Raw genomic sequence first — 19,622 nt, forward strand, 5'->3', positions numbered from 1 at the left:
TCAGAGGCTGTCGTCATCAGGTCCGACCCCAAGCCCCAGCACAAGAGCTTCGGTGATCGAACCAGCCTCGAGCAGCGCAAGATCAAGCCTTGCGGCCACCGGAGCGAGACCGCTGCCCCGCGGCACCACAGCACGACGAAAACCCAGTCGCACAGCCTCTTGCAAACGCAGCTCCAGCTGCCCGACCGGTCGGAGCTGTCCGCCCAAGCCCAGTTCACCAAGGAGCACAGTGCCGGCTGGAAGCGTGAGGTCGCGATAGCTGGCGACTACAGCCGCGGCCACGCCGAGATCCGCAGCAGGCTCTTCCACATCCAACCCTCCAGCCACTGCCAGATAACAGTCAAAACGCGACAGCGGCAGACCCATGTGCTTTTCCAGCACCGCCAAGATCTGATGGAGTCGATTCACAGCAATGCCCGTGGCCGTGCGACGCGGACTGGCATAGCTGGTGGTGCTGACCAGTGCTTGCAAATCCACCACCAGTGGGCGCGTGCCTTCGCAAGCCACGATCGTGGCCACGCCGCTGGCCCGCTCGCCGCTGAGAAACAGCTCACTGGGATTGCCAACCTCCGCCAGCCCCTGGCCCCGCATCTCGAACACGCCCAATTCGTGGGTGGCGCCAAAGCGATTCTTCACTGCGCGAAGCAGGCGATGACTGGCGAATCGATCGCCTTCGAAGGTCAACACCGCATCCACCAGGTGTTCCAACACTTTCGGGCCAGCCAGAACGCCTTCTTTGGTGACATGGCCAACCAGCAAGAGAGCCGTGTTCTGACGCTTGGCCAGACGCTGTAGAGCAGCGGCACATTCCCGGACCTGAGCCACAGACCCTGGAGCACTCGAAAGATCGGCGTCATGAAGCGCCTGGATGCTGTCGATCACTGCCACATCGGGCTGCAGTGCTTCCAGTTCCTCAAGAACCAACTCCAGATCGGTCTCCGCCAGAAGCTGGAGGTCACTGCGTTCCGCCGTCAGGCGTTGCCAGCGCAGCTTCACCTGCTGAGCTGACTCCTCGGCACTCACGTACAGAACAGAGCGGTCGCGGGCCATAGACGACGCACTCTGTAAAAGCAGCGTGCTTTTGCCGATGCCAGGGTCTCCCCCCACCAGCACCAAGGACCCAGGCACGAGTCCTCCGCCAAGCACGCGATCAAGCTCGTCATAGCCACTGGGAAGCCGCTGCAGAGGTTGATCCCCAAGCGAGGCCATCGCCGTGGAGCGGCGAGGCTTCGGAGCGACTGCAGGATCAGCGGCTGCCCGCCGCCGCCGACCATCATCTTTTGGTGCTGTCTGTTCAACGAGCGAATTCCAACTTCCGCAGCTGTTGCATCGCCCAAAGAACTGGCGCGTCTGGGCACCGCAGCTCTGGCAGACGTAGAGAGTGACAGATCGGGGCACGTCGAATAATGAAGAAAGTTGGCTGAGCGTGAACGAATGAACCTGTCAATCACCTATTTGTGATCACGAGTAACGCTTTTTGCCGGCGCCATGACGGCCTCAGCACCTTCCAAAGAAACCATTCTCGTGGTGGATGACGAGGCCAGCATCCGCAGGATCCTCGAGACCCGCCTCTCGATGATCGGCTACAACGTGGTCACCGCCAGCGACGGGACGGAAGCTCTCGAGAAATTTCCAAACTGCAACCCTGACCTCGTCGTCCTCGACGTGATGATGCCGAAACTGGATGGCTATGGGGTCTGCCAGGAACTACGCAAGGAATCAGACGTCCCGATCGTGATGCTCACGGCCCTTGGTGACGTGGCTGACCGCATCACAGGCCTGGAACTTGGCGCCGATGACTACGTGATCAAACCCTTCAGCCCCAAGGAGTTGGAGGCCAGGATCCGCTGCGTTCTCCGCCGCGTGGAAAAAGAGCAGGCGGCAGGGATCCCTAACTCAGGTGTCATCCAGGTGTCGGACCTGCGCATCGACACCAACAAACGTCAGGTCTTCCGCAACGACGAACGCATTCGCCTGACCGGAATGGAGTTCAGCCTCCTCGAGCTGCTGGTCAGCCGTTCAGGAGAACCCTTCAGCCGTGGAGAAATCCTCAAGGAAGTTTGGGGCTACACCCCCGAGCGTCATGTAGACACCCGCGTGGTGGATGTTCATATTTCCCGGCTTCGTTCCAAACTGGAAGATGACCCGGCCAACCCCGAGCTGATTCTCACGGCTCGCGGCACCGGCTACCTGTTCCAGCGCATCGTCGATTCCGTTGCCTCCGAAGGACCCTGACCACTCCCCGGACGTTGCGCCGAGGATCAAAGCCCGCCGATCAAAAGCGGTTCGGCGCCTGGTGATTTGGTACCGGCGCAATGCTGCCGTGACCAGTCTGGTGGACACGGCCACAACCTCGGCAAGCGCCGCAGGCAACGTTGCCGGTTCCGTGACCTCCATGGCCGGCACGGTTGTGAACAGTGCTGGGAATATGGCGGGATCCGTGCTGCAGCCAGTAATGGATCCCTTGCGACGTTTGCAAGGCGGGGTTCCTGGCTTCGAGGAGCCCATTAACGACGACGACCGCGTTTGGGTGGCCGTCGATGGCATGGGCGGCGACCATGCTCCAGGACCGATTCTGGAGGGATGCCTACAGGCGATTGAACGCCTGGCGGTGAAGATCCGTTTTGTGGGCGAGACCGATCGGGTGCTCGAAGCAGCTGCGGCAACGGGCTTATCGCAAGCACTCAACACCGTCATTGATGCCGGTCATCTTGAGCTGATCACCAGCGGGCCATCTGTCCAGATGCATGAGGAGGCCACGGTGGTGCGCCGCAAACGCGACGCGAGCATCAACGTGGCTATGGACCTCGTCAAACGCGGCGAAGCCCAGGCGGTGTATTCGGCTGGAAACTCCGGTGCCGTGATGGCCTCAGCGATCTTCCGTCTCGGTCGTCTGGCCGGGATTGACCGGCCGGCCATTGGAGCCCTCTTCCCCACCAAGGATCCTGGACAGCCGGTGCTGGTGCTCGATGTAGGCGCCAACATGGATTGCAAACCCTCCTATCTGCACCAATTCGCTCTGCTGGGAAACATCTACAGCCGTGATGTGTTGCAGGTCAGCCAGCCCCGAATCGGCCTTCTCAACATTGGAGAAGAGGAATGCAAAGGCAATGATCTTGCTGTTCGCACCCATGCGCTCCTCCGCGACGAATCACGCTTCCACTTCGCGGGAAATTGTGAAGGCAGGGATGTGCTGTCGGGCGAGTTCGACGTGGTGGTTTGCGATGGTTTCACGGGCAACGTCCTGCTCAAATTTCTGGAATCAGTCGGCAGTGTCTTGCTGGGGGTCTTGAGGGCCGAATTGCCGCGTGGACGCCGAGGCAAGGTGGGTTCCGCGTTTCTGCGTAGCAACCTGAAGCGCATCAAGAAACGATTGGACCACGCCGAACATGGCGGTGCACTTCTGCTTGGCGTCAATGGCATCTGCGTGATCGGCCACGGCAGCAGCAAAGCCCTCTCGGTGGTGAGCGCTCTACGCCTGGCCCACTCCGCTGCCAGTCACGGCGTCATGGACGATCTCGCTCAGCTGGGAGCGCAAGTGGTCTCGAAGGCCTGAGCGTCGCCACCAATCCAAAGATTGCGCTGCAGGACTGTGATTGACTGACGCCACCGCTTGGATCTTCTCTTGGCTGGAGCATCACCGCACTCCCGTGGCGTCGCCCTAATCGGCTGCGGTAGCGCTCAGGCTGAACAGGTGATCAGCAACGACCAGCTGGGTCTGCGTGTGGAGACCAGTGATGAATGGATCCGGACCCGAACAGGAATCGGCAGTCGGCGGGTCAGCAGCCCACAGGAAAGCCTCACCGACTTGGCGACCAAGGCGGGGAATTCGGCCCTGGAGATGGCCGGCTGGTCGGCAGACACCCTTGACCTGGTGCTGCTCGCCACCTCCACCCCCGACGATCTCTTCGGCTCTGCACCTCGCGTCCAAGCCGCCCTCGGTGCCAGCCATGCCGTCGCTTTTGATCTGACAGCGGCCTGCAGTGGCTTTCTGTTCGCACTGGTCACTGCGTCCCAGTACCTGCGCACCGGTGCCATGCGCAGGGTTCTGGTGATTGGAGCCGACCAGTTGAGTCGATTTGTCGACTGGGACGACCGGCGCAGCTGTGTACTGTTCGGCGATGGTGCAGGGGCCCTGGCCCTAGAAGCCAGCGACGGCGATGGGCTCCATGGCTTCCTGCTGCACAGCGATGGCACCCGTGGAGGCGTGCTCAATCTCCCCGCTCTTGACACTGCGGCTCCGCTGGCTGGCCAAGCGAAGCACCGCCAGGGTGGCTATCGGCCGATTGCAATGAACGGCCAAGAGGTCTACAAATTCGCTGTTCGCGAAGTCCCCGCCATCCTGCAGTCGCTACTGGACCAATGCGATATCGGCCCTAACGAGATCGACTGGCTGCTGCTGCACCAGGCCAACCAACGCATTCTGGATGCCGTGGCCGATCGCTTCTCGATTCCCCACGAGAAGGTGCTCAGCAACCTGGCCCATTACGGCAACACATCGGCAGCCACGATTCCTTTAGTGCTCGATGAAGCTGTGCGCGACGGACGCATCCGCCGGGGCCACCTGCTGGCCAGCAGTGGATTCGGCGCAGGGTTGAGTTGGGGAGCAGCGCTGTTGCGGTGGCAGGGTCCCGCGTAGGCTCCCGGAACCATTGCGGCGGAGTGCATGTCGATAGCCTGGGTGTTTCCTGGTCAGGGGTCTCAGAAAATCGGCATGGCCGATTCGATCCTGAGCCTTCCCGGGGCCGAAGAGCGCTTCGATCTGGCATCCCAGCGTCTGGGAAGGGATCTCCTCGCCATCTGCAAAGGAGAAGCCGGTGAGAGCGTTACACCTGCGGATCTAAACGACACCCGCAACACCCAGCCAGCGTTGTTTGTCGTCGAATCCCTGATCGTCGATGAGCTACTGCGCCAGGGCCGTGAGCCCTCTTTGGTGGCAGGTCACAGTTTGGGCGAACTGGTGGCGCTGTATGCCGCGGGCGTTTTCGATGCCGCCACGGGCTTAGAGCTGATGCAGCGCCGCTCCGAACTCATGTCCACTGCAGGTGGAGGTGCCATGACGGCGGTCATCGGATTTGACCGCGATCAACTGAATGCGCTTGTAGCCGACACAGCGGATGTGGTGATTGCCAACGACAACAGCGAAGCCCAGGTGGTTCTATCCGGCAGTCCTGAGGCTGTCGGCAGTGTCAGCGAGGCACTCACCTGCAAACGGGCCATCCCCCTTGCGGTGTCAGGCGCCTTCCACTCACCCTTCATGGCTGATGCGGCTGAGGCCTTCTCAGCGCATCTCGACACGCTCACGTTTGCCGATGCGCGCATGCCGGTGCTGAGCAACACCGACCCCACGCCCAGCAGCGATGGCAGCGAACTCAAACAACGACTGCGCCAGCAGATGACCACCGGTGTGCGCTGGAGAGAAACGATGGAAGCCCTTGCAGCCGCAGGTGTCGACACCCTGGTGGAGATTGGCCCAGGCAACGTGCTCAGTGGCCTCGCAAAGCGTTCAATGCGCGGCGTCACCAGCCATCAGCTGGCCAATGCCGGCGATCTCGGCCTTTGAGCGTGCGCACTTCCAAGATCACGACCGCCAACACGGCTGCCCTCGAGGGGCTGCCAGCGCCGTCTCCAAGTGTTGTCTACCGGCTGGTGAGCGCCTTGCTGGTGTTTCCCCTCTTCCGTTTGGTGTTCCGGGGAAGGACCACTGGCAACACGCGCGTGCCAATGCACGGTCCGCTCGTGGTGGTGGCGAACCATGGCTCCCACCTAGACCCACCCTTGCTGGGTCATGGCCTCGGACGACCAGTGGCCTTCATGGCCAAGGCCGAACTGTTTCGGATTCCATTATTGGGTCGACTGATCCGGGCCTGTGGTGCTTACCCCGTCAACCGAGGGGCAAGCGATCGCGAGGCGATCCGCACCGCGACCGCCAAGCTGCAGGAAGACTGGGCGATTGGCGTGTTTCTTGACGGCACACGTCAGCCCGATGGCCGGGTCAACAACCCCATGCCAGGCGCGGCTCTGCTGGCGGCGCGGTCCGGCGCACCTCTCCTGCCCGTTGCCATCTTGAACAGCCATCGTGCCCTCGGTAGCGGGCAAACCCTTCCTCGGCTGGTGCCGCTGTTTCTGCGCATCGGGGAACCCGTGCCGCCTCCTGCGAGCCGACGTAAACCCGACCTCGAAGCCACCACACGCGAACTGCAGCGTCGCATCAACGCGATGCTCGATCAGGGTTCCGTAAACACCTGAGGCCAGTGAAGGCGCGCCCAAGGTTTGAGATCTTTGCCAGTTGCGACCCAAGCCACCGCTCGTAAACCATCGCCAACGCGCTTGCCCAGGCCTTCTTCGCGACAGTGGTCCGCACAGCTCACAGGGATCCCGGTCAAACGGATCCCACGGCTCCCGGCGACGATGCCACCGACGGTCATGGCACGAGGCAGGTGATCTGCACTGGTCACCAGCAGCAGATGACGGACACCCTCACGGTGAAGTTCGTCGACGAGCGACGTGAAATTGCCGAGGGTGTCCTGCGCGCGGTAATCGAGACGAACACGGTCTGGCTCAAGTCCAGCATCCTGCATCAACCACTGGGCGTACTCGGGATTGGTCCCACCGCTCACCACCAGTGGGAGGTTCATGCGGCGGGCAAGATTCAAGCCAACGCGCTCTCGATCGGCATCACCTCCTAACACCAGGATGCGCTGGGGCTCATGGTTGGTTAGCGCAGCCTCCAGGAAAGGGCGCAACGGACCTGCCACGCCTGCAGCCAGTAGAAAAGCCGAGCACAACAACAACGAGCGGCCGCCCAGAGCCATCAAACCGTGCCCACTGGGGACGTGGGATAGATCGGGAGCACTGGATCCCAGGGACCGGCACGCTGCGCGTCATGGAAAAAACGGCAACAGCGCAGTAGCTGCAACACATCAGCCGGTACATCCACCGTCATGGATACAGCAGGAGAAGGCTGCTCATCAGGACCGAGCAATCGCGGCACCTCAAGTTCATCTGCCATCCCATCAACGATGCGATAGCGGCCTGCCACCTGCCCCCGCCGGGGCAACGTCTGAATGATAGAGAATGGACTGCTTCGCTCAGACTCTGGCAGCACTCGGCACAGTCGCGGGGCCATCAACGCAAAGCTGCTGATGCCATGCAGTGGAACATTGAGTTGCTGGGCCAAGGTCCGCGCCAGCACCACGGTCAGACGGGTGCCTGTGAAACCTCCGGGTCCGGTAGCGACAGCCAATCTGGTGATTTGCGACCACTGATGCGTTGGCAGCAGGTCCTGAACAGAGCACACCAGTTCATTGGTGAGGGCGCGCCCCAAGGAGCGGCATTGCACCTGGGCATGATCGATGGACAAACGCGCATCCACAAGAGCCATCCCGAGAGTTTCCGTGGAGCTGTGCAGGGCTAGCAACCACTCGCTCATCGCGGCAACTCCTGTCCTGGCCTGAGCCGAAGCCAGCGGCCGGCATCACGCTCAAACGAGCCACAGGCGCGCACATCCCACTCAACGCCGACCTGTGCATCAGGGAGATCCATCACACTGATGTGAATCCTGGGATCAACGGGTTTCAGATCCGGGGTCTCCGCCAGGTGAGGGGCACCATGCTGCCTCTCCACCGCGTGATAGGCCTGGCATCGGTCCACCCAGCGGCAGTCCACGCAAATGCACATGCCTCCCCGTTCCGGATCGGCACCCATTCTGACGGGGGACCTCACCCAGATGGCTTCTCAGCTCTGGAGCAGTCTCCAACCAGAACGCTGGCCGCTGGGTATCGACCAGCTTCCAACCGGCGCTGTACTGGTGGGAGGCGCGGTGCGCGACGGGCTGCTCGGCAGGCTGCCCGACACTCCAGATCTTGATTTCATCGTTCCCGAAAAGGCTCTCGCCAGTGCGCGCCGGTTGGCTGAGGAGCATGGAGGAGCCTGCATCGTGCTGGATGCCGGACGAGACATGGCTCGCGTCGCCCTGAAGGGATGGACCATCGACCTGGCCAGACAAGACGGTGCAACGCTGAACGAGGATCTGAACCGACGCGATTTCCGCCTCAACGCCATCGGTCTCAAGCTGGACGACGCGATCCCTCGTCTGCAAGATCCCACGGGAGGACTGAAGGATCTGCGGGAGGGCAGGATCGTCGCCGTTCAGGAGAAAAACCTTCAAGACGACCCCCTGAGACTGCTCAGAGGGATTCGGCTGATGGCGGAACTCGACATGACGATGGACTCACGGACGCTGGAAATGATTCAGCGCAACCGAGAGTTGCTCAAAGATGCAGCCCCCGAAAGGATTCAGGCCGAAGTGCTCCGACTGGTCGCGGCACCCGCCGCAGATTGCGCGATTCGAACCGCAAGGGAGATAGACCTCTTGCACCCCTGGAGCACAAGGGACGCCATGGCGTTCTCCCAGGGTTCAGAAGCGGTCAGCGCTGGCTCTGCACTGCTGACAGCCAACGAACGCGATCAAGCACTTCCCTTGGCTCGACTCACGGCCCTGCTAACAGACGCTGGACTTAAGCAGCTCCGCTGCAGCCGTCAACAAATGCATCGATGTGAGCGGCTTCGCCATTGGTGGGCGCAGACGCTGGGACAAGAGCCCTGCGTCCATCCCGATCAGCTGTCGGAACAGGATCGACTCAAGCTTCATCAAGATCTTGAAAACGATCTCCCAGCCTTCATTCTCACCCTGCCGGGACCTGAGCAACAGCACTGGCTAAGGCGTTGGAGAAATCCTGAGGACCCGCTATTCCATCCACGACCACCGATCGATGGCAACAGCCTCCAGCAAGACCTTAAAGTGACTCCAGGGCCGATCTTGGGCGCGCTGATCAGACACCTGACCCTAGAGCGCGCGTATGGTCGTCTCACTAACCGCGAGCAGGCGCTCAGCGCAGCGCGATCCTGGCTTTCCCATCACTCGGTTTCAACCGCTACGAATGGGTCCTGTGATTAACTGCCCTTGCAGCGACGACAACGATCGGCCTGACACGCAGTTTTTCTTTCCCCTTCCCCGTTTCATGAGCGTGCGTCTTTACATCGGCAATCTGCCGCAGAATTTTGAGAGCAAAGAGCTTGAAGCTCAGCTCGCCAACGTCGGGGAGGGGATTCGCTTCAAGGCCGTTCTCGACCGCGAAACCGGCGCTTGTCGCGGGTTTGGTTTCGCGAACATCGACGACGAGAAGGTCGCTGATGCCGTGATTGAACAGTTCAACGGCAAGGAGTTCGGAGGCAATGCTCTTCGCGTCGAGCGTTCTGAGCGGCGCGACAACAACGCTGGCGGCGGTCGCCGGGGTCAGAACAACGGCCACGCACCGGGCTCCGCGCGCAAAGCCGTGAACAAGGTTGTTCACAGTGATGCCAAAGCTGAGGAAGCCCCTGACCCACGCTGGGCTGGCGAACTTTCAAAGCTCAAAGATCTTCTGGCCAATCAGAAAACCGCTGTCTGACGAGCGAGACGAGTGAACCGCTCCATCAAAAAGCAGGTCATCACTGACCTGCTTTTTTTATGGGATTTTTTGGGGAGCTCAAGGAAGCAAGGCGGCGATTCCGATCACACCAACAAAAATCCCAAGAAACAGAAAACCCATTTTGGTCATCTTGGATTCATGGTCATCGACACCTTCCTCGACTGCCTCTTGCAGGTCGGCGCGAAACTCATCAATGGCTTTCGACTTTTCGGCATCGCTGGGGATCTGACGAGGCATCGTTTCGCTGACAAGGGACAAATGGTGAGCCGACTAGGCGCGATGGAAGAACCAGTAAGACGCGCCAGCTAAGAGCACCAGCAGAATAATCGGCACGGCGATGGCAGCCATACCGTTGTGGCTTTTCACCACGCGAGATTCGTGGGCCACGACGGCATCACGAATGCTGACGTGCATCTCCTCGCGAAGACGTTCGAGGTCAGAATCGAGAGAGGCATCGTCATACAGCGCCTTGAGGTGCTCGAACGTTGATTTCCCAAGCATCAAGCTTTTCTCTGGCTTGACGTAGAGAATTTCCATGAGCTCCTCTCTGGGAATCTCGATGAGCTGACAGGCTTTAGCAGCGCGGGCGCTGGCGATTCGAGGACGGCTATCAATAATTTCAACTTCTCCGAACACATGCCCGGGGCCATGGGTTGAATCGACACCTTCGCCCGTCTCGGGGTATTGCGTCGTCATCTCAATCATGCCCGCTTTCACGAGATAGATGGCACTGCTGGCATCTTCCGAGTGGTAGATGTAGTCGCCTTTATCGACAGCGAACTTGCGCATTTTCGAGGACCAAAGCGGCGCCCATCTTATCCAGACATAGCTTAAAGTGCTGCGCCGAACCTGACGTAGGACCGACGATGGCGAGCCAGCCCAACAATCGCCACGCACTCCGAAAAGGTCTCATCATTGCTGGGGTTGTCGCTGCTGGTGCCATCGGCTGGAGCGTTCTCAAGCCAAAGCCCAGCCCTCCTCCGGTTGTCAGCCAACCCAAAGAAGTCACAGCGCTCGGCCGTCTGACACCTGAGGGAAGCCTTGTTCCTCTTTCCATTCCGGCAGGAACCGCTGGTGGGAATGAGATCGTTAAGCGTTGGTTTGTCGGCGAGGGCGACACGATCACCAAGGGGCAAGTGCTCGTCAGACTCAGCAGTTACGACGAATTGCAATCGGCACTGGCACAAGCTGAATCCAAATTGAAGTCGACAGGTGCGCTGTTGCCCTTTTTGAAGGTCAGCCAAAACCGCGGCAAAGAACTTTTCCAGGACGGTGCCATTTCTGAGGAAGAACTGGCCAAAACCACCGCCAGCATCCTGGAACGGCAAGCTGACGTCGCTGCCGCTAAGGCGTCCGTCGAGCAGGCCCGTAGCCAATTGGCGTCAGCGGAGGTTCGCTCTCCGCTCGACGGTCAGCTGATCAGGATCTACAGCTGGCCAGGAATGAAGCAGACCGATGAAGGATTAGCAGTCATCGGCCGCACCGATTCGATGCAAGTTTGGGCGCAGGTTTTTCAGACCGACGTCAATCGATTGCGCATTGGCCAATTAGCAACCGTCAAAGCCGAAACCGGAGGTTTTGAAGGTGAAGTGCAGGCCACGCTGAAATCGATTATCGGCAAAGTATCCCAGAGAGACTTATTTGCAGTAGCAGCCAACAACGATGTCAATGCTCGCGTCATTCTTGTGAAACTTGACATCGCCCCTGAATTCCAACAGCAGCTGTCCAATCTGAGCGGCTTGAACGTCATCGTTCGCTTCAAGCCATGAGCCAAATCACATCTTGGTTTCAGAGGTTAAATCTCAACGACCTACCTCTAGCTTGGCTGCAACTCAAACGACAACCAGTGCGCTACTTGGTTGCCGTCACGGGAATCGGATTTGCCGCTTTGTTGATGTACATGCAGCTTGGCTTTCAATCCGGCCTTCTGAAAAGCGCCACCAAGTTCTACAACGCACTTGAAACAGATCTCGTGCTGATTAGCCCTGCGACAGTGAATAGCGGCAGTTTTCAGCAGTTTCCTCAATCACAGCTTTTTCAAGCACTGGGCATCGAAGGCATTCGCGAAACCATTCCACTTTATATCGCCAACATCAATGCACAACAACTCGACGGGATCAAGCCAACATCCCTTCGGATGATTGGATACGACCCTGATCTCCAGGTTCTGAATGTTCAAGCCATTAATGACCAAAGCGGCAAACTGAAGACTCCTGGTTTTGTTCTGTTCGACACCCTTGGATCACGAATTAAGACAGGTCCAGTTGGGAAAACTTTTGAAGCTGACGGGCCTCTCGACATGATCTCATCAGACTTTGAAAAGACGTTCAGAATCAAAGGCTTATTCTCACTTGGCTCAACCTTCGTCGCCGACAGCAATCTGATTGGCAGCGAAGCAACAGCGCTACAGCTTGCATCAAGACAAATCAATCTTGGCGAAATTTCCCTAGGTCTGATTCGAGTCGACAAACCCACTGATGTTCCGAGAGTTCAGGCCGATCTTCGCGCGCTCTACGGCGATGAAATCCAAGTTTTGACGAAGCCGCAGCTCATTAAGCAAGAAAGAGACTACTGGAACAATGTTTCATCTTTCGGCGTCATCTTTGGTTTCGGAACTATTATGGGTTTACTGGTAGGTGGTGTCGTTGTTTACCAGGTTCTCTACACCGATGTCAGCGACCACCTCAAGGAATACGCAACCTTGAAGGCGATGGGCTTTTCAAGCCAATTCATCCTCATCGTGGTGATTCAAGAAGCCATTCTCTTGGGCGTGTCAGCATTCATCCCTGCGACCATTGTGAGTGCAGCTCTTTACGCAGGCTTGAGTGCTGTGTCAGGCATTGAACTGCAAATGACGCCTGACAAATCTCTACTGGTTGGCGCTTTAACCATAAGCACCTGCGCCATTGCCTCTGCAATCGCGATCCGCAAGCTCAGTGATGCCGACCCCGCATCCGTCTTCTAACGCCACATGCACGACGACATCACGATGAAACCCGTCATCAGCACTCAAAATCTCTGCCACAGCTATGGGAAAGGCGAGCTGAGAACAGAAATTCTGCACAACTTAAATTTTGATGTTTACAGCGGTGAAATCACACTGCTTGTGGGGCCCTCAGGCAGTGGGAAGAGCACGCTTTTGACGCTGCTTGGAGCCTTGCGATCCGTCGAAGAAGGGTCCATTCAAGTTCTCAACCAAGAATTGAACGGAGCCAGTGAAGACGTGCTAATGCAGACGCGACGTCGCATTGGTTTTATTTTTCAAAGCCACAACCTCGTCTCGTCACTGACGGTTCTGCAGAATGTGCAAATTCTGCTTCAGCTCACTGAAGCTAATCCGCAGAAACGTCGTGATAAAGCTTGTGAATTACTCGAAGCCGTCGGACTCAGCCATCGACTCAATCACTACCCAGAAGAGCTCTCCGGTGGTCAGCGTCAACGCGTTGCGATTGCACGGGCTTTAGCACCAGAGCCTGATCTCATCTTGGCTGATGAGCCAACAGCATCCTTGGACAGTCAGTCTGGTCAGGACGTGGTTGAACTGCTCGGCAAGCTTGCACGCGATCGAGGCAGTGCTGTGCTTCTCGTCACCCACGATCTGCGTCTACTGAAAGATGCTGATCGTATCTGGGCCATCGAAGACGGCCGCATCAATCCTTGGGATGAATCCAAAAACAGCTCAGCCCACTAACACAAGATCTCATGCCAGCTCAGGACACAACATCCCATTCAGCAGCATCCATTTATCCTCAAGAGTGGCTGGATGAGTGGAACTGGGGCGATCACAGGATCAGCTTCGTCAGAACGTCAAACACCACCAATGCCCAAACCGCTGTGCTGATCCATGGCTTTGGGGCTTGCAAGGAGCACTGGCGCCACAACGTCTCAGCACTGACAGAGCAGTTCAATGTGGCAGCGGTCGATCTTCTGGGATTTGGGTCAAGCGATAAGCCACAATCCCGACTTGCATCCGAGCCGGAAGTTGACGGCAGCACGCTCTATTGCATCGATTTATGGGCGCAGCAGGTGGTGAGCTTTCTCGACGCTTACAAACTTCAAAACGTGCAGCTTGTCGGCAACTCCATCGGTGGCGTCGTCGCACTGCGTGCAGCTGAAATGCTTGAGACCCAATCCACACCCGCAGAAGGTGTCGTTCTGATCGACTGCGCTCAACGCGCCATTGACGACAAACGTGTGGCAGAACAACCGCCATTCCGTGCACTGGGCAGACCGTTGCTCAAACAACTGGTGAGACAACGCTGGATCACCGGTCCCTTGTTTCGCAGCCTCGCGCGACCATCCATTATCCGCAAAGTTTTGGAACTGGCTTATCCCACCGGAGCAGGCGTCGATGACCAACTGGTGTCCGTTCTCCATCGGGCAACCACAGATTCGGGAGCGCTGGAATCATTCCGAGGCTTTATCAACTTGTTCCAGGATCACCTTGCACCTGAGCTTCTTGAGAGGCTCACAACGCCTGTGCGTGTGATCTGGGGAGAAGCTGATCCCTGGGAGCCGGTGGAACAGGCCCAACGATGGACGGCTTTTGAGAGTGTCTATGAACTGAAAACAGTCCCATGCCTGGGCCACTGCCCCCATGACGAAGCCCCTGACCAGATCAACCCGATCCTGATCAATATGCTCTGCACCGCAATCAGCAACACCACAGGAGAACCCGAATGAACAAGCGCGTCTTGATCATTCTCTGCTTGGTGGTGGCCGTCGACTCCGCCAGCTTTGGCCTGCTTCTCCCTGTTGTTCCGTTCTTTGTGGATCAGCTGACGGGATCCTTCAATGCAATCGCCGTCACCAGTGTGACAGCAACCTATTCCGGGCTTCAGTTCCTAGGGGCCCCCGTGATCGGCCGGCTCTCAGATCGCTGGGGTCGTCGTGGAATCCTCACCATCGCAGTCGGCATTAGTGCCCTTGCACTGATTGGCCAGGGGCTCTCCACTTCACTCACGATGTTGCTGCTGTTTTCAGCTCTGAACGGTGCTTCATCAGGCGTCTTTGCGGTTTCACAAGCAATGGTGGCCGACGCCGTTGAAGACCGAGACCAACGAACGGTGGGGTTCGGAGCCATCGGGGCTGCACTTGGGCTGGGATTCATCATTGGACCAGGGCTGGGAGGTGCTCTCGGGGCATTGAATCCGCGCTATCCGTTTGTGGTGGCGGCAACGTTCTGCATCATCAACGTGATCCTGATCCGCCTCCAACTTCCAGAATCACGTCAACGCAAATCTCCAACGGAGCTTGATCAACAGCGCCAACCCAACCCTCTGCTGACGAGCGGATCGGGCCGCCTGCGCAAACTGATCTCCATCTATTTCCTCTTCTATCTCGGCTTCAGCGCATTCTCGGGAATTTTCGTGCTCGCAGCAAAGGATCGCTTCAACTGGGGACCCCAACCCACGTCCCTGGTTTTGGTGTATGTCGGAGTCGTGGCTGTGATCGTTCAGGGAGCGCTGCTCCCTCGTCTGCTGAAGCGATTGCGACCTGATCGTCTGTCCATGATCGGCCTCACGCTGGTTGCCATCGCGATGTTTGGCGTTTCAGTGATCAAACAAGGCAGCAGTCTTTACATCACACAACTCCTGTTTGCTGGTGGTGTCGGTCTCAGCACACCTGGGCTTCGCTCGTCGATGTCACTGTGCGTTTCAGAAGATCAACAGGGTGTGCTTGGTGGGCTCTCCCAATCTGTGGTCAGCCTGACATCCCTCGTCGGACCTCTGCTCGCCGGACAGTTGTTCGAACGTGCTGGCTACAGCGCGACGTTTCAAGTTCAGGCTTACCTGGTGATTGGAGCCATTGCACTACTCATCTCGATGCCGAGGATCCCTTCACAAACTCACCCTCAAGAGGTGAAAACACCCTCGGCATAGCCAATCAATTCAATTTGATGCCCATCGGGATCTGAAATAAACAGGGCGCGACAACGAGGTCCATAATCAAACCCCGTCACTGCAAGACCTCGCTCTTCCAGTGATTGTTGAACCTTGGCCATCGATTCATAAGTCACGCGAAAGGCGACATGGCGCATGGCGACAGTGCTGTGATCCGGAACAGACTTCATCGGAACGGAATCAGAGGGAAACAAGTTCAAATAATTCCCTTCTGCCACACGAAGGAGGTAAGGAGGGCCTTGCTTAAGACCTTCCATCGATGCGGGCTTGAAACCAAGAATGTCCTGGTACCACTGCATCGAACGATCAGGATCACTGACCGTAAGCGCAACATGGTCGAGAGCTTCAATTGGAAGACGTTTGGTCATTGATTCGTGTTCGTTGATAGATCAGAAACCTGCAGAATTAAAATCAGATCAGCAGACCATCGTTACGCTTTTGGCGAAGCATGCGACGAAGAGCCAAGGTCGATACATCACTGGCCACCAAAAGATCCCCATGACCATCAAGATCAGGCATGGCTGGAGTCAGCGTTTCAACAGTGCGTTGATCTTCAGCCATGAACCGATCCACACGTCCTCGAGCATTGCCATCGGCAAGTGGGCTGCGGAGGAAAGAACGGAAGTGACGCCATAAATTTCGCGTGGTGCCATCACCCATGGGCACATGGGCGGTCATCAACGAAATCTGAAAATCACCAAAGACCACCCGAACCAAGGACACATTGGCCAACCAGAGCTGGATGTGCTGTTCACCAGCATCATCGGACTCCTGATCAACGCCCTTCTCATCCGCCTGGTTGAACCAGGCACGCAGACCACGCCCTTGGTCGGCACGGTAGTGACGATCGCGAGGTGCAATCACACGCTCGTAGACGCTGTCATCGCGACACCATTGATCCACTGGCATCAACTGATCAGGGGCCATCGCCCCGAAACTGCCGCTGTGAACAAATGGTGCATGGGTTAGATCCATGAATGCTTCCAGCACCCGCAACCAATGGGCTTGCCAGACCACGGTTCCTTCTAGAGAGCGCCAGCCACTGTCATCTGATTCTGGAATGGGGCCAACACCAGGCAAAGCTGGCAAGTCATCAGCCGCAGATTGCCCTGTGGGATCCCACCAGATCCAGATGTATCCATACCGCTCACGACAGGGCAACCCACCTAGTGTTGCGCGACGCGGAATTGGATTGTCATCGCCCTGAGCGGGAATTTTGGCGCAAGCCCCATCTGACTGGAAGCACCAACCGTGATAAGGGCATGACAGACCCTGTTCACCGACATTGCCCGCACTCAGGCTGGCTCCCTTGTGGGGACAGCGATCTGGAACAATCGAGACTTTGCCATCGAGGGATCTCCAGATCGCAAAAACCTCGCCATGGAAATGGAGTTTCTGGACGCTGCCTTCGGAGACTGCCGAAGAGAGCTCAACGGCATACCAAGCACGGATCAGCTGCATGAAAACGTTGATGGATCAGGGACCGAGATGCGTCTTCCAGAGGTCTGCGTCCTGAGACTGCATAAACCAACGACGCTCACGCAAGGCGCAGAGAAGTTCGGAAGCAGATTCGCTCTCTAGGTCGAAGCCCCAATCACTGTCAAGGCAAGTACGCAACCCATCGGTGCTGAGGCCCCGACGAAGACCTTTCTTCAGCAGGCGTCGGAGCGGAGCAGGCTCGAGCTCCACCATCAGCGCCATGGTGAGAGGCGTCCGTGGAAGGGCATCGTAATCAAGTTGATCCACAGTGATCAATCGCCGGGAGACTCGAGTAGAACGGTCGCCAGGTCACGGACAGCATCAGTCCAGGCGTGGTTGGGAAACTCAAGAACAGCCAAACCGCCACTTGCCAACGTCAGAAGATCCTCACTGAGAGGAAGAATTGACCCGATGGAAACCTCATAACTTTCCTGCATCCGCAGACGCACCTCATCACGACTGAATTGACTGGGGAGTTTATTCATCACAAGTTGAATATTCATCACATCAAGACGCTGAGCCACCTCAATCGCAACCGCGGTTCCCAAATAATCCTGACTGTCTGGACGCATCACCATGATCAAATGATCAGCAATAGCTGCAGAAAGCAGAGTCTCTTCATTAATCCCTGGGTGAGTATCAACAAGGACAAAATCAAGCTTTAAGTCATCAGCAATAGAGAACATTGCGTCATTCAGCTTTTCAACCTGATAGCCCTCGCGCAGAAGACGAGCAATTCGATCACTGTCAAGAGAAGCAGGCAAAAGGAAGATGCGACCCCTTGCTGACTTCACAGGGTCAGGTGTCACCTCATGCACACAATCACGGATTTGCACATCTTCCTGCAGGTAATCGTTCAGACATCGATCACCCTCAGAGAGAGAAAAATCAAACAGAACATGAATCCCTGGGGATGCCAGATCAGTATCTAAGATGGCAACGCGCTTGCCTTGAAGGGCCAACGCAGTTGAAAGGTTGGCCGTCAGGTTTGATTTACCAGTACCGCCTCGGAACGAATGAATTGCAATGATCTGCGTCATGATCAATCCGCCCTGAGGACGAAATGGGGTGTGAGTCGGACTTCAGATTACCTCGATATCAGCCCAGGAACCGTTTTGAACCTGGGTCTTAAAATTAGATTCAGTCGTCAGAGTCAGACTGGGCCCTCTGCAGCACGGAACTCAAACCAACTGCAGCGAGTGGATCACCAACCTGGGCGAGCAAGTCTGGGTCGTTTTGGTAGGACAAGCCACTAGCACGGGCCAGATTGACCAAGGCAAGGTTGTAATCAGCCAATTGCTCGATGTAGGAACTCACAGCTTCCGTGAGATCTTGCTGAGATTGAACAACATCTGTAATCGTGCCGTAACCAGCATTGAACCTCTGGGACTGCAACTTGAGAGCCGATGAAGCGGCTTGCACTCGCCCTGAGGCGACAAGAACGGCCTCGCGACCATCCGTGGACTGCGCAAAGTATTCGCGGACTTCCTCAATCACGGAATTGATCGACTGACGAGCCGCTAACTGTGCAGCAGCAGCCCGCTTTCTCGCCGCCGCTGCATCCATCCGAGCACGGCCACCATCAAAGCCAGTCAATGTAATCTGCAACACAGATTCTGAGTTCCAAAGATCACTACGGCCTGTATCAACGATGTATGGTTCACCGCTATTTGGATAGCCAAGATTCTTCGTCCAATACAAGGAATTCACAAGCTCAATCGTTGGCCTGTAAATTGCAAGATCAATCTCCGCTTGCAACTCATTCTGCTTCACACGAGAGAGATTTTTGACAATGACCTGCCGATATTCGAGTGCAGAGTCAATGGTTTCTTGCAATGAGGAAGCCCACGATCCCAAAGGACTCAACGCTTCACTGGGCTGAATCTCCATGGAACGTGGATCATTCAGAAGTTGAGCCAACTCCGCTTGCGCAACTAACGAATCACGCTTTGCGTTGACAAGGTTGACCTCGTCTGTGCGGAGCACAGTGATCTGTTTGGCGACATCAAGCTGTGAAGCAACACCAAGACGCTTTCTCGAATCTGCTAACTGCAGAAGCAGTCGATCATTGTCGACCAACTGACGACCCGTCACGATTGAAGCCAACGTGCGCTGCAGCTTCACGTACGCCTGGCGCGTCATCAAGGAATAATCTCGGCGCGAGATGATGTAATCACTACCCGCTTCCTTGACCAAGTATTTACCCTTCCAAATCTGAGGACCTCGAGCAGGATCGTAAAGCTTCCAATTAACGTCGAGCGTTTGAACACCTTGTAAATAGCTACTCGTGTAATCGCGAGCAAACAAATAGGAAGGCAAGTCACTCAATGACGTACTTCCGCCTGTGTAGTCGCTGTATATGGATGTATCGATACCACTGTTGGCACCAGCATAATTGTAATAAGAATTCTGGTTATAGTTGCCGAAGTTGAAATCAAAGCTGATTGTGGGCCACCATGTCGCAAAATCTGAACCAAGTTCATCTTGGCTCGCACGAAACGATTGATATTTTTCCTGGATGATTGGGTTACGTTCCTGAGCCAGCTGTACAGCGGTATCCATATCCAGGCGCTGCAGCGTCGCTGGCGGAATGGGTGGCACTAGAGGAGCATCTCCCACAGGCCATGTCGAAGAAACTGCCTCAATCTGCATCGCATCAGGCAGATCTGATTCTTCAGCAACGGCTGAAAGTGGAGCCAAAATTGCGAACGCTGAAATGAGCGAAAGTGCAAAAGCAGAGCGAGAGCAGTTCACAAAAAACAAAGCA

The 19,622-nt window shown here is 56.9% G+C and carries 23 protein-coding genes; 13 read left to right on the forward strand and 10 right to left on the reverse strand.

The annotated features are described in order from the left end of the window. Window positions 1-1,398, reverse strand: coding sequence for a DNA repair protein RadA (gene radA, locus SynA1560_RS11905; RefSeq protein ID WP_186500619.1), 1,398 nt, complete (start codon window positions 1,396-1,398; stop codon window positions 1-3). 90 nt (window positions 1,399-1,488) lie between these two features. Here radA and rpaB point away from each other — a divergent pair, with 90 nt between their 5' ends. From rpaB to SynA1560_RS11930, 5 genes are all read left to right on the forward strand, one after another. After that, entirely contained in the window at window positions 1,489-2,235 is a 747-nt protein-coding gene (rpaB, locus tag SynA1560_RS11910) for a response regulator transcription factor RpaB (RefSeq protein ID WP_186469460.1), read from the forward strand. Further along, window positions 2,216-3,556, forward strand: a complete 1,341-nt coding sequence (plsX, locus tag SynA1560_RS11915; RefSeq protein WP_186469461.1) for a phosphate acyltransferase PlsX — start codon at window positions 2,216-2,218, stop codon at window positions 3,554-3,556. The genes rpaB and plsX overlap by 20 nt, the downstream gene beginning before the upstream one ends. 69 nt (window positions 3,557-3,625) lie before the next feature. Then, complete coding sequence (locus SynA1560_RS11920) at window positions 3,626-4,639, forward strand: beta-ketoacyl-ACP synthase III (protein ID WP_186501672.1); 1,014 nt, start codon at window positions 3,626-3,628, stop codon at window positions 4,637-4,639. Window positions 4,640-4,666: 27 nt separating this feature from the next. Next, window positions 4,667-5,563 carry an ACP S-malonyltransferase gene (fabD, locus tag SynA1560_RS11925; protein WP_186500620.1) on the forward strand — a complete coding sequence of 299 codons (897 nt, stop codon included), beginning with the start codon at window positions 4,667-4,669 and terminating at the stop codon, window positions 5,561-5,563. Window positions 5,564-5,565: 2 nt separating this feature from the next. Next, complete coding sequence (locus tag SynA1560_RS11930; protein ID WP_255476957.1) at window positions 5,566-6,249, forward strand: 1-acyl-sn-glycerol-3-phosphate acyltransferase; 684 nt, start codon at window positions 5,566-5,568, stop codon at window positions 6,247-6,249. On the opposite strand, the gene SynA1560_RS11935 is transcribed toward SynA1560_RS11930, so the two are convergent. Genes SynA1560_RS11935 through SynA1560_RS11945 form a run of 3 tightly spaced genes read right to left on the reverse strand, consistent with a single transcriptional unit; the run spans window position 6,228 to window position 7,680 of the window. Next, window positions 6,228-6,815 (reverse strand): YdcF family protein, encoded by a 588-nt coding sequence (locus SynA1560_RS11935; RefSeq protein ID WP_186500621.1) that lies wholly within the window; start codon window positions 6,813-6,815, stop codon window positions 6,228-6,230. The genes SynA1560_RS11930 and SynA1560_RS11935 overlap by 22 nt on opposite strands. Next, entirely contained in the window at window positions 6,815-7,432 is a 618-nt protein-coding gene (tsaB, locus tag SynA1560_RS11940; protein WP_186500622.1) for a tRNA (adenosine(37)-N6)-threonylcarbamoyltransferase complex dimerization subunit type 1 TsaB, read from the reverse strand. The genes SynA1560_RS11935 and tsaB overlap by 1 nt, the downstream gene beginning before the upstream one ends. After that, window positions 7,429-7,680 carry a Ycf34 family protein gene (locus SynA1560_RS11945; protein ID WP_186469466.1) on the reverse strand — a complete coding sequence of 84 codons (252 nt, stop codon included), beginning with the start codon at window positions 7,678-7,680 and terminating at the stop codon, window positions 7,429-7,431. The genes tsaB and SynA1560_RS11945 overlap by 4 nt, the downstream gene beginning before the upstream one ends. Before the next feature lie 49 nt (window positions 7,681-7,729). Between SynA1560_RS11945 and SynA1560_RS11950 the strand changes: the two genes are divergently transcribed. The 3 genes from SynA1560_RS11950 to SynA1560_RS11960 all read left to right on the forward strand — a co-directional run bounded on the left by SynA1560_RS11950 (window position 7,730) and on the right by SynA1560_RS11960 (window position 9,782). Continuing rightward, complete coding sequence (locus SynA1560_RS11950) at window positions 7,730-8,959, forward strand: CCA tRNA nucleotidyltransferase (protein ID WP_255476958.1); 1,230 nt, start codon at window positions 7,730-7,732, stop codon at window positions 8,957-8,959. Window positions 8,960-9,023: 64 nt separating this feature from the next. Beyond that, the gene (locus SynA1560_RS11955; protein ID WP_186471200.1) at window positions 9,024-9,452 is read left to right on the forward strand and encodes an RNA-binding protein; all 429 of its coding nucleotides are present in this window, start codon (window positions 9,024-9,026) and stop codon (window positions 9,450-9,452) included. 12 nt (window positions 9,453-9,464) lie between these two features. After that, the gene (locus tag SynA1560_RS11960) at window positions 9,465-9,782 is read left to right on the forward strand and encodes a hypothetical protein (RefSeq protein WP_186500623.1); all 318 of its coding nucleotides are present in this window, start codon (window positions 9,465-9,467) and stop codon (window positions 9,780-9,782) included. Here SynA1560_RS11960 and SynA1560_RS11965 read toward each other — a convergent pair. After that, window positions 9,744-10,262: a cyclic nucleotide-binding domain-containing protein gene (locus tag SynA1560_RS11965; protein WP_186469469.1), complete on the reverse strand. Its 519-nt coding sequence runs from the start codon at window positions 10,260-10,262 to the stop codon at window positions 9,744-9,746. The two genes, SynA1560_RS11960 and SynA1560_RS11965, sit on opposite strands and share 39 nt — an antisense overlap. A gap of 77 nt (window positions 10,263-10,339) precedes the next feature. Between SynA1560_RS11965 and SynA1560_RS11970 the strand changes: the two genes are divergently transcribed. From SynA1560_RS11970 to SynA1560_RS11990, 5 genes are read left to right on the forward strand one after another with little or no spacing between them, the layout of a single operon-like run. Next, the gene (locus SynA1560_RS11970) at window positions 10,340-11,242 is read left to right on the forward strand and encodes an HlyD family efflux transporter periplasmic adaptor subunit (protein ID WP_186500624.1); all 903 of its coding nucleotides are present in this window, start codon (window positions 10,340-10,342) and stop codon (window positions 11,240-11,242) included. After that, window positions 11,239-12,438 (forward strand): ABC transporter permease DevC, encoded by a 1,200-nt coding sequence (devC, locus tag SynA1560_RS11975; RefSeq protein ID WP_186469471.1) that lies wholly within the window; start codon window positions 11,239-11,241, stop codon window positions 12,436-12,438. The genes SynA1560_RS11970 and devC overlap by 4 nt, the downstream gene beginning before the upstream one ends. A 6-nt stretch (window positions 12,439-12,444) precedes the next feature. After that, a complete protein-coding gene (locus SynA1560_RS11980) occupies window positions 12,445-13,164 on the forward strand; it encodes an ATP-binding cassette domain-containing protein (RefSeq protein WP_255476959.1) in 720 nt (239 codons plus the stop codon). A gap of 11 nt (window positions 13,165-13,175) precedes the next feature. Then, entirely contained in the window at window positions 13,176-14,156 is a 981-nt protein-coding gene (locus SynA1560_RS11985) for an alpha/beta fold hydrolase (RefSeq protein WP_186500625.1), read from the forward strand. Further along, the gene (locus SynA1560_RS11990; protein ID WP_186500626.1) at window positions 14,153-15,355 is read left to right on the forward strand and encodes an MFS transporter; all 1,203 of its coding nucleotides are present in this window, start codon (window positions 14,153-14,155) and stop codon (window positions 15,353-15,355) included. The genes SynA1560_RS11985 and SynA1560_RS11990 overlap by 4 nt, the downstream gene beginning before the upstream one ends. Here SynA1560_RS11990 and SynA1560_RS11995 read toward each other — a convergent pair. The 5 genes from SynA1560_RS11995 to SynA1560_RS12015 form a co-directional block, all read right to left on the reverse strand. After that, the gene (locus SynA1560_RS11995; RefSeq protein WP_186469474.1) at window positions 15,328-15,744 is read right to left on the reverse strand and encodes a VOC family protein; all 417 of its coding nucleotides are present in this window, start codon (window positions 15,742-15,744) and stop codon (window positions 15,328-15,330) included. The two genes, SynA1560_RS11990 and SynA1560_RS11995, sit on opposite strands and share 28 nt — an antisense overlap. A gap of 43 nt (window positions 15,745-15,787) precedes the next feature. Then, window positions 15,788-16,837 carry an aromatic ring-hydroxylating dioxygenase subunit alpha gene (locus SynA1560_RS12000; RefSeq protein ID WP_186500627.1) on the reverse strand — a complete coding sequence of 350 codons (1,050 nt, stop codon included), beginning with the start codon at window positions 16,835-16,837 and terminating at the stop codon, window positions 15,788-15,790. Window positions 16,838-16,852: 15 nt separating this feature from the next. Then, the gene (locus SynA1560_RS12005; protein WP_186469476.1) at window positions 16,853-17,122 is read right to left on the reverse strand and encodes a hypothetical protein; all 270 of its coding nucleotides are present in this window, start codon (window positions 17,120-17,122) and stop codon (window positions 16,853-16,855) included. Window positions 17,123-17,127: 5 nt separating this feature from the next. After that, complete coding sequence (locus SynA1560_RS12010) at window positions 17,128-17,895, reverse strand: MinD/ParA family protein (protein WP_186469477.1); 768 nt, start codon at window positions 17,893-17,895, stop codon at window positions 17,128-17,130. Window positions 17,896-17,995: 100 nt separating this feature from the next. Then, complete coding sequence (locus SynA1560_RS12015) at window positions 17,996-19,555, reverse strand: TolC family protein (RefSeq protein WP_186500628.1); 1,560 nt, start codon at window positions 19,553-19,555, stop codon at window positions 17,996-17,998. Window positions 19,556-19,622 lie beyond the last annotated feature (67 nt).

The sequence above is a fragment of the Synechococcus sp. A15-60 genome, from assembly GCF_014280095.1.
In the GTDB taxonomy this organism is placed as follows: domain Bacteria; phylum Cyanobacteriota; class Cyanobacteriia; order PCC-6307; family Cyanobiaceae; genus Synechococcus_C.

Excerpts from the sequence above, each read along its gene's own strand:
- rpaB (WP_186469460.1), top strand. The coding sequence starts at position 1,489 with ATGACGGCCTCAGCACCTTCCAAAGAAACCATTCTCGTGGTGGATGAC.
- SynA1560_RS11970 (WP_186500624.1), top strand. The coding sequence starts at position 10,340 with ATGGCGAGCCAGCCCAACAATCGCCACGCACTCCGAAAAGGTCTCATC.
- SynA1560_RS11985 (WP_186500625.1), top strand. The coding sequence starts at position 13,176 with ATGCCAGCTCAGGACACAACATCCCATTCAGCAGCATCCATTTATCCT.
- SynA1560_RS11935 (WP_186500621.1), bottom strand. The coding sequence starts at position 6,815 with ATGGCTCTGGGCGGCCGCTCGTTGTTGTTGTGCTCGGCTTTTCTACTG.
- devC (WP_186469471.1), top strand. The coding sequence starts at position 11,239 with ATGAGCCAAATCACATCTTGGTTTCAGAGGTTAAATCTCAACGACCTA.
- SynA1560_RS11945 (WP_186469466.1), bottom strand. The coding sequence starts at position 7,680 with ATGTGCATTTGCGTGGACTGCCGCTGGGTGGACCGATGCCAGGCCTAT.
- SynA1560_RS11990 (WP_186500626.1), top strand. The coding sequence starts at position 14,153 with ATGAACAAGCGCGTCTTGATCATTCTCTGCTTGGTGGTGGCCGTCGAC.
- fabD (WP_186500620.1), top strand. The coding sequence starts at position 4,667 with ATGTCGATAGCCTGGGTGTTTCCTGGTCAGGGGTCTCAGAAAATCGGC.
- SynA1560_RS11955 (WP_186471200.1), top strand. The coding sequence starts at position 9,024 with ATGAGCGTGCGTCTTTACATCGGCAATCTGCCGCAGAATTTTGAGAGC.
- SynA1560_RS12000 (WP_186500627.1), bottom strand. The coding sequence starts at position 16,837 with ATGCAGCTGATCCGTGCTTGGTATGCCGTTGAGCTCTCTTCGGCAGTC.
- tsaB (WP_186500622.1), bottom strand. The coding sequence starts at position 7,432 with ATGAGCGAGTGGTTGCTAGCCCTGCACAGCTCCACGGAAACTCTCGGG.
- SynA1560_RS12010 (WP_186469477.1), bottom strand. The coding sequence starts at position 17,895 with ATGACGCAGATCATTGCAATTCATTCGTTCCGAGGCGGTACTGGTAAA.
- SynA1560_RS11980 (WP_255476959.1), top strand. The coding sequence starts at position 12,445 with ATGCACGACGACATCACGATGAAACCCGTCATCAGCACTCAAAATCTC.
- SynA1560_RS11950 (WP_255476958.1), top strand. The coding sequence starts at position 7,730 with ATGGCTTCTCAGCTCTGGAGCAGTCTCCAACCAGAACGCTGGCCGCTG.
- SynA1560_RS11995 (WP_186469474.1), bottom strand. The coding sequence starts at position 15,744 with ATGACCAAACGTCTTCCAATTGAAGCTCTCGACCATGTTGCGCTTACG.
- SynA1560_RS11965 (WP_186469469.1), bottom strand. The coding sequence starts at position 10,262 with ATGCGCAAGTTCGCTGTCGATAAAGGCGACTACATCTACCACTCGGAA.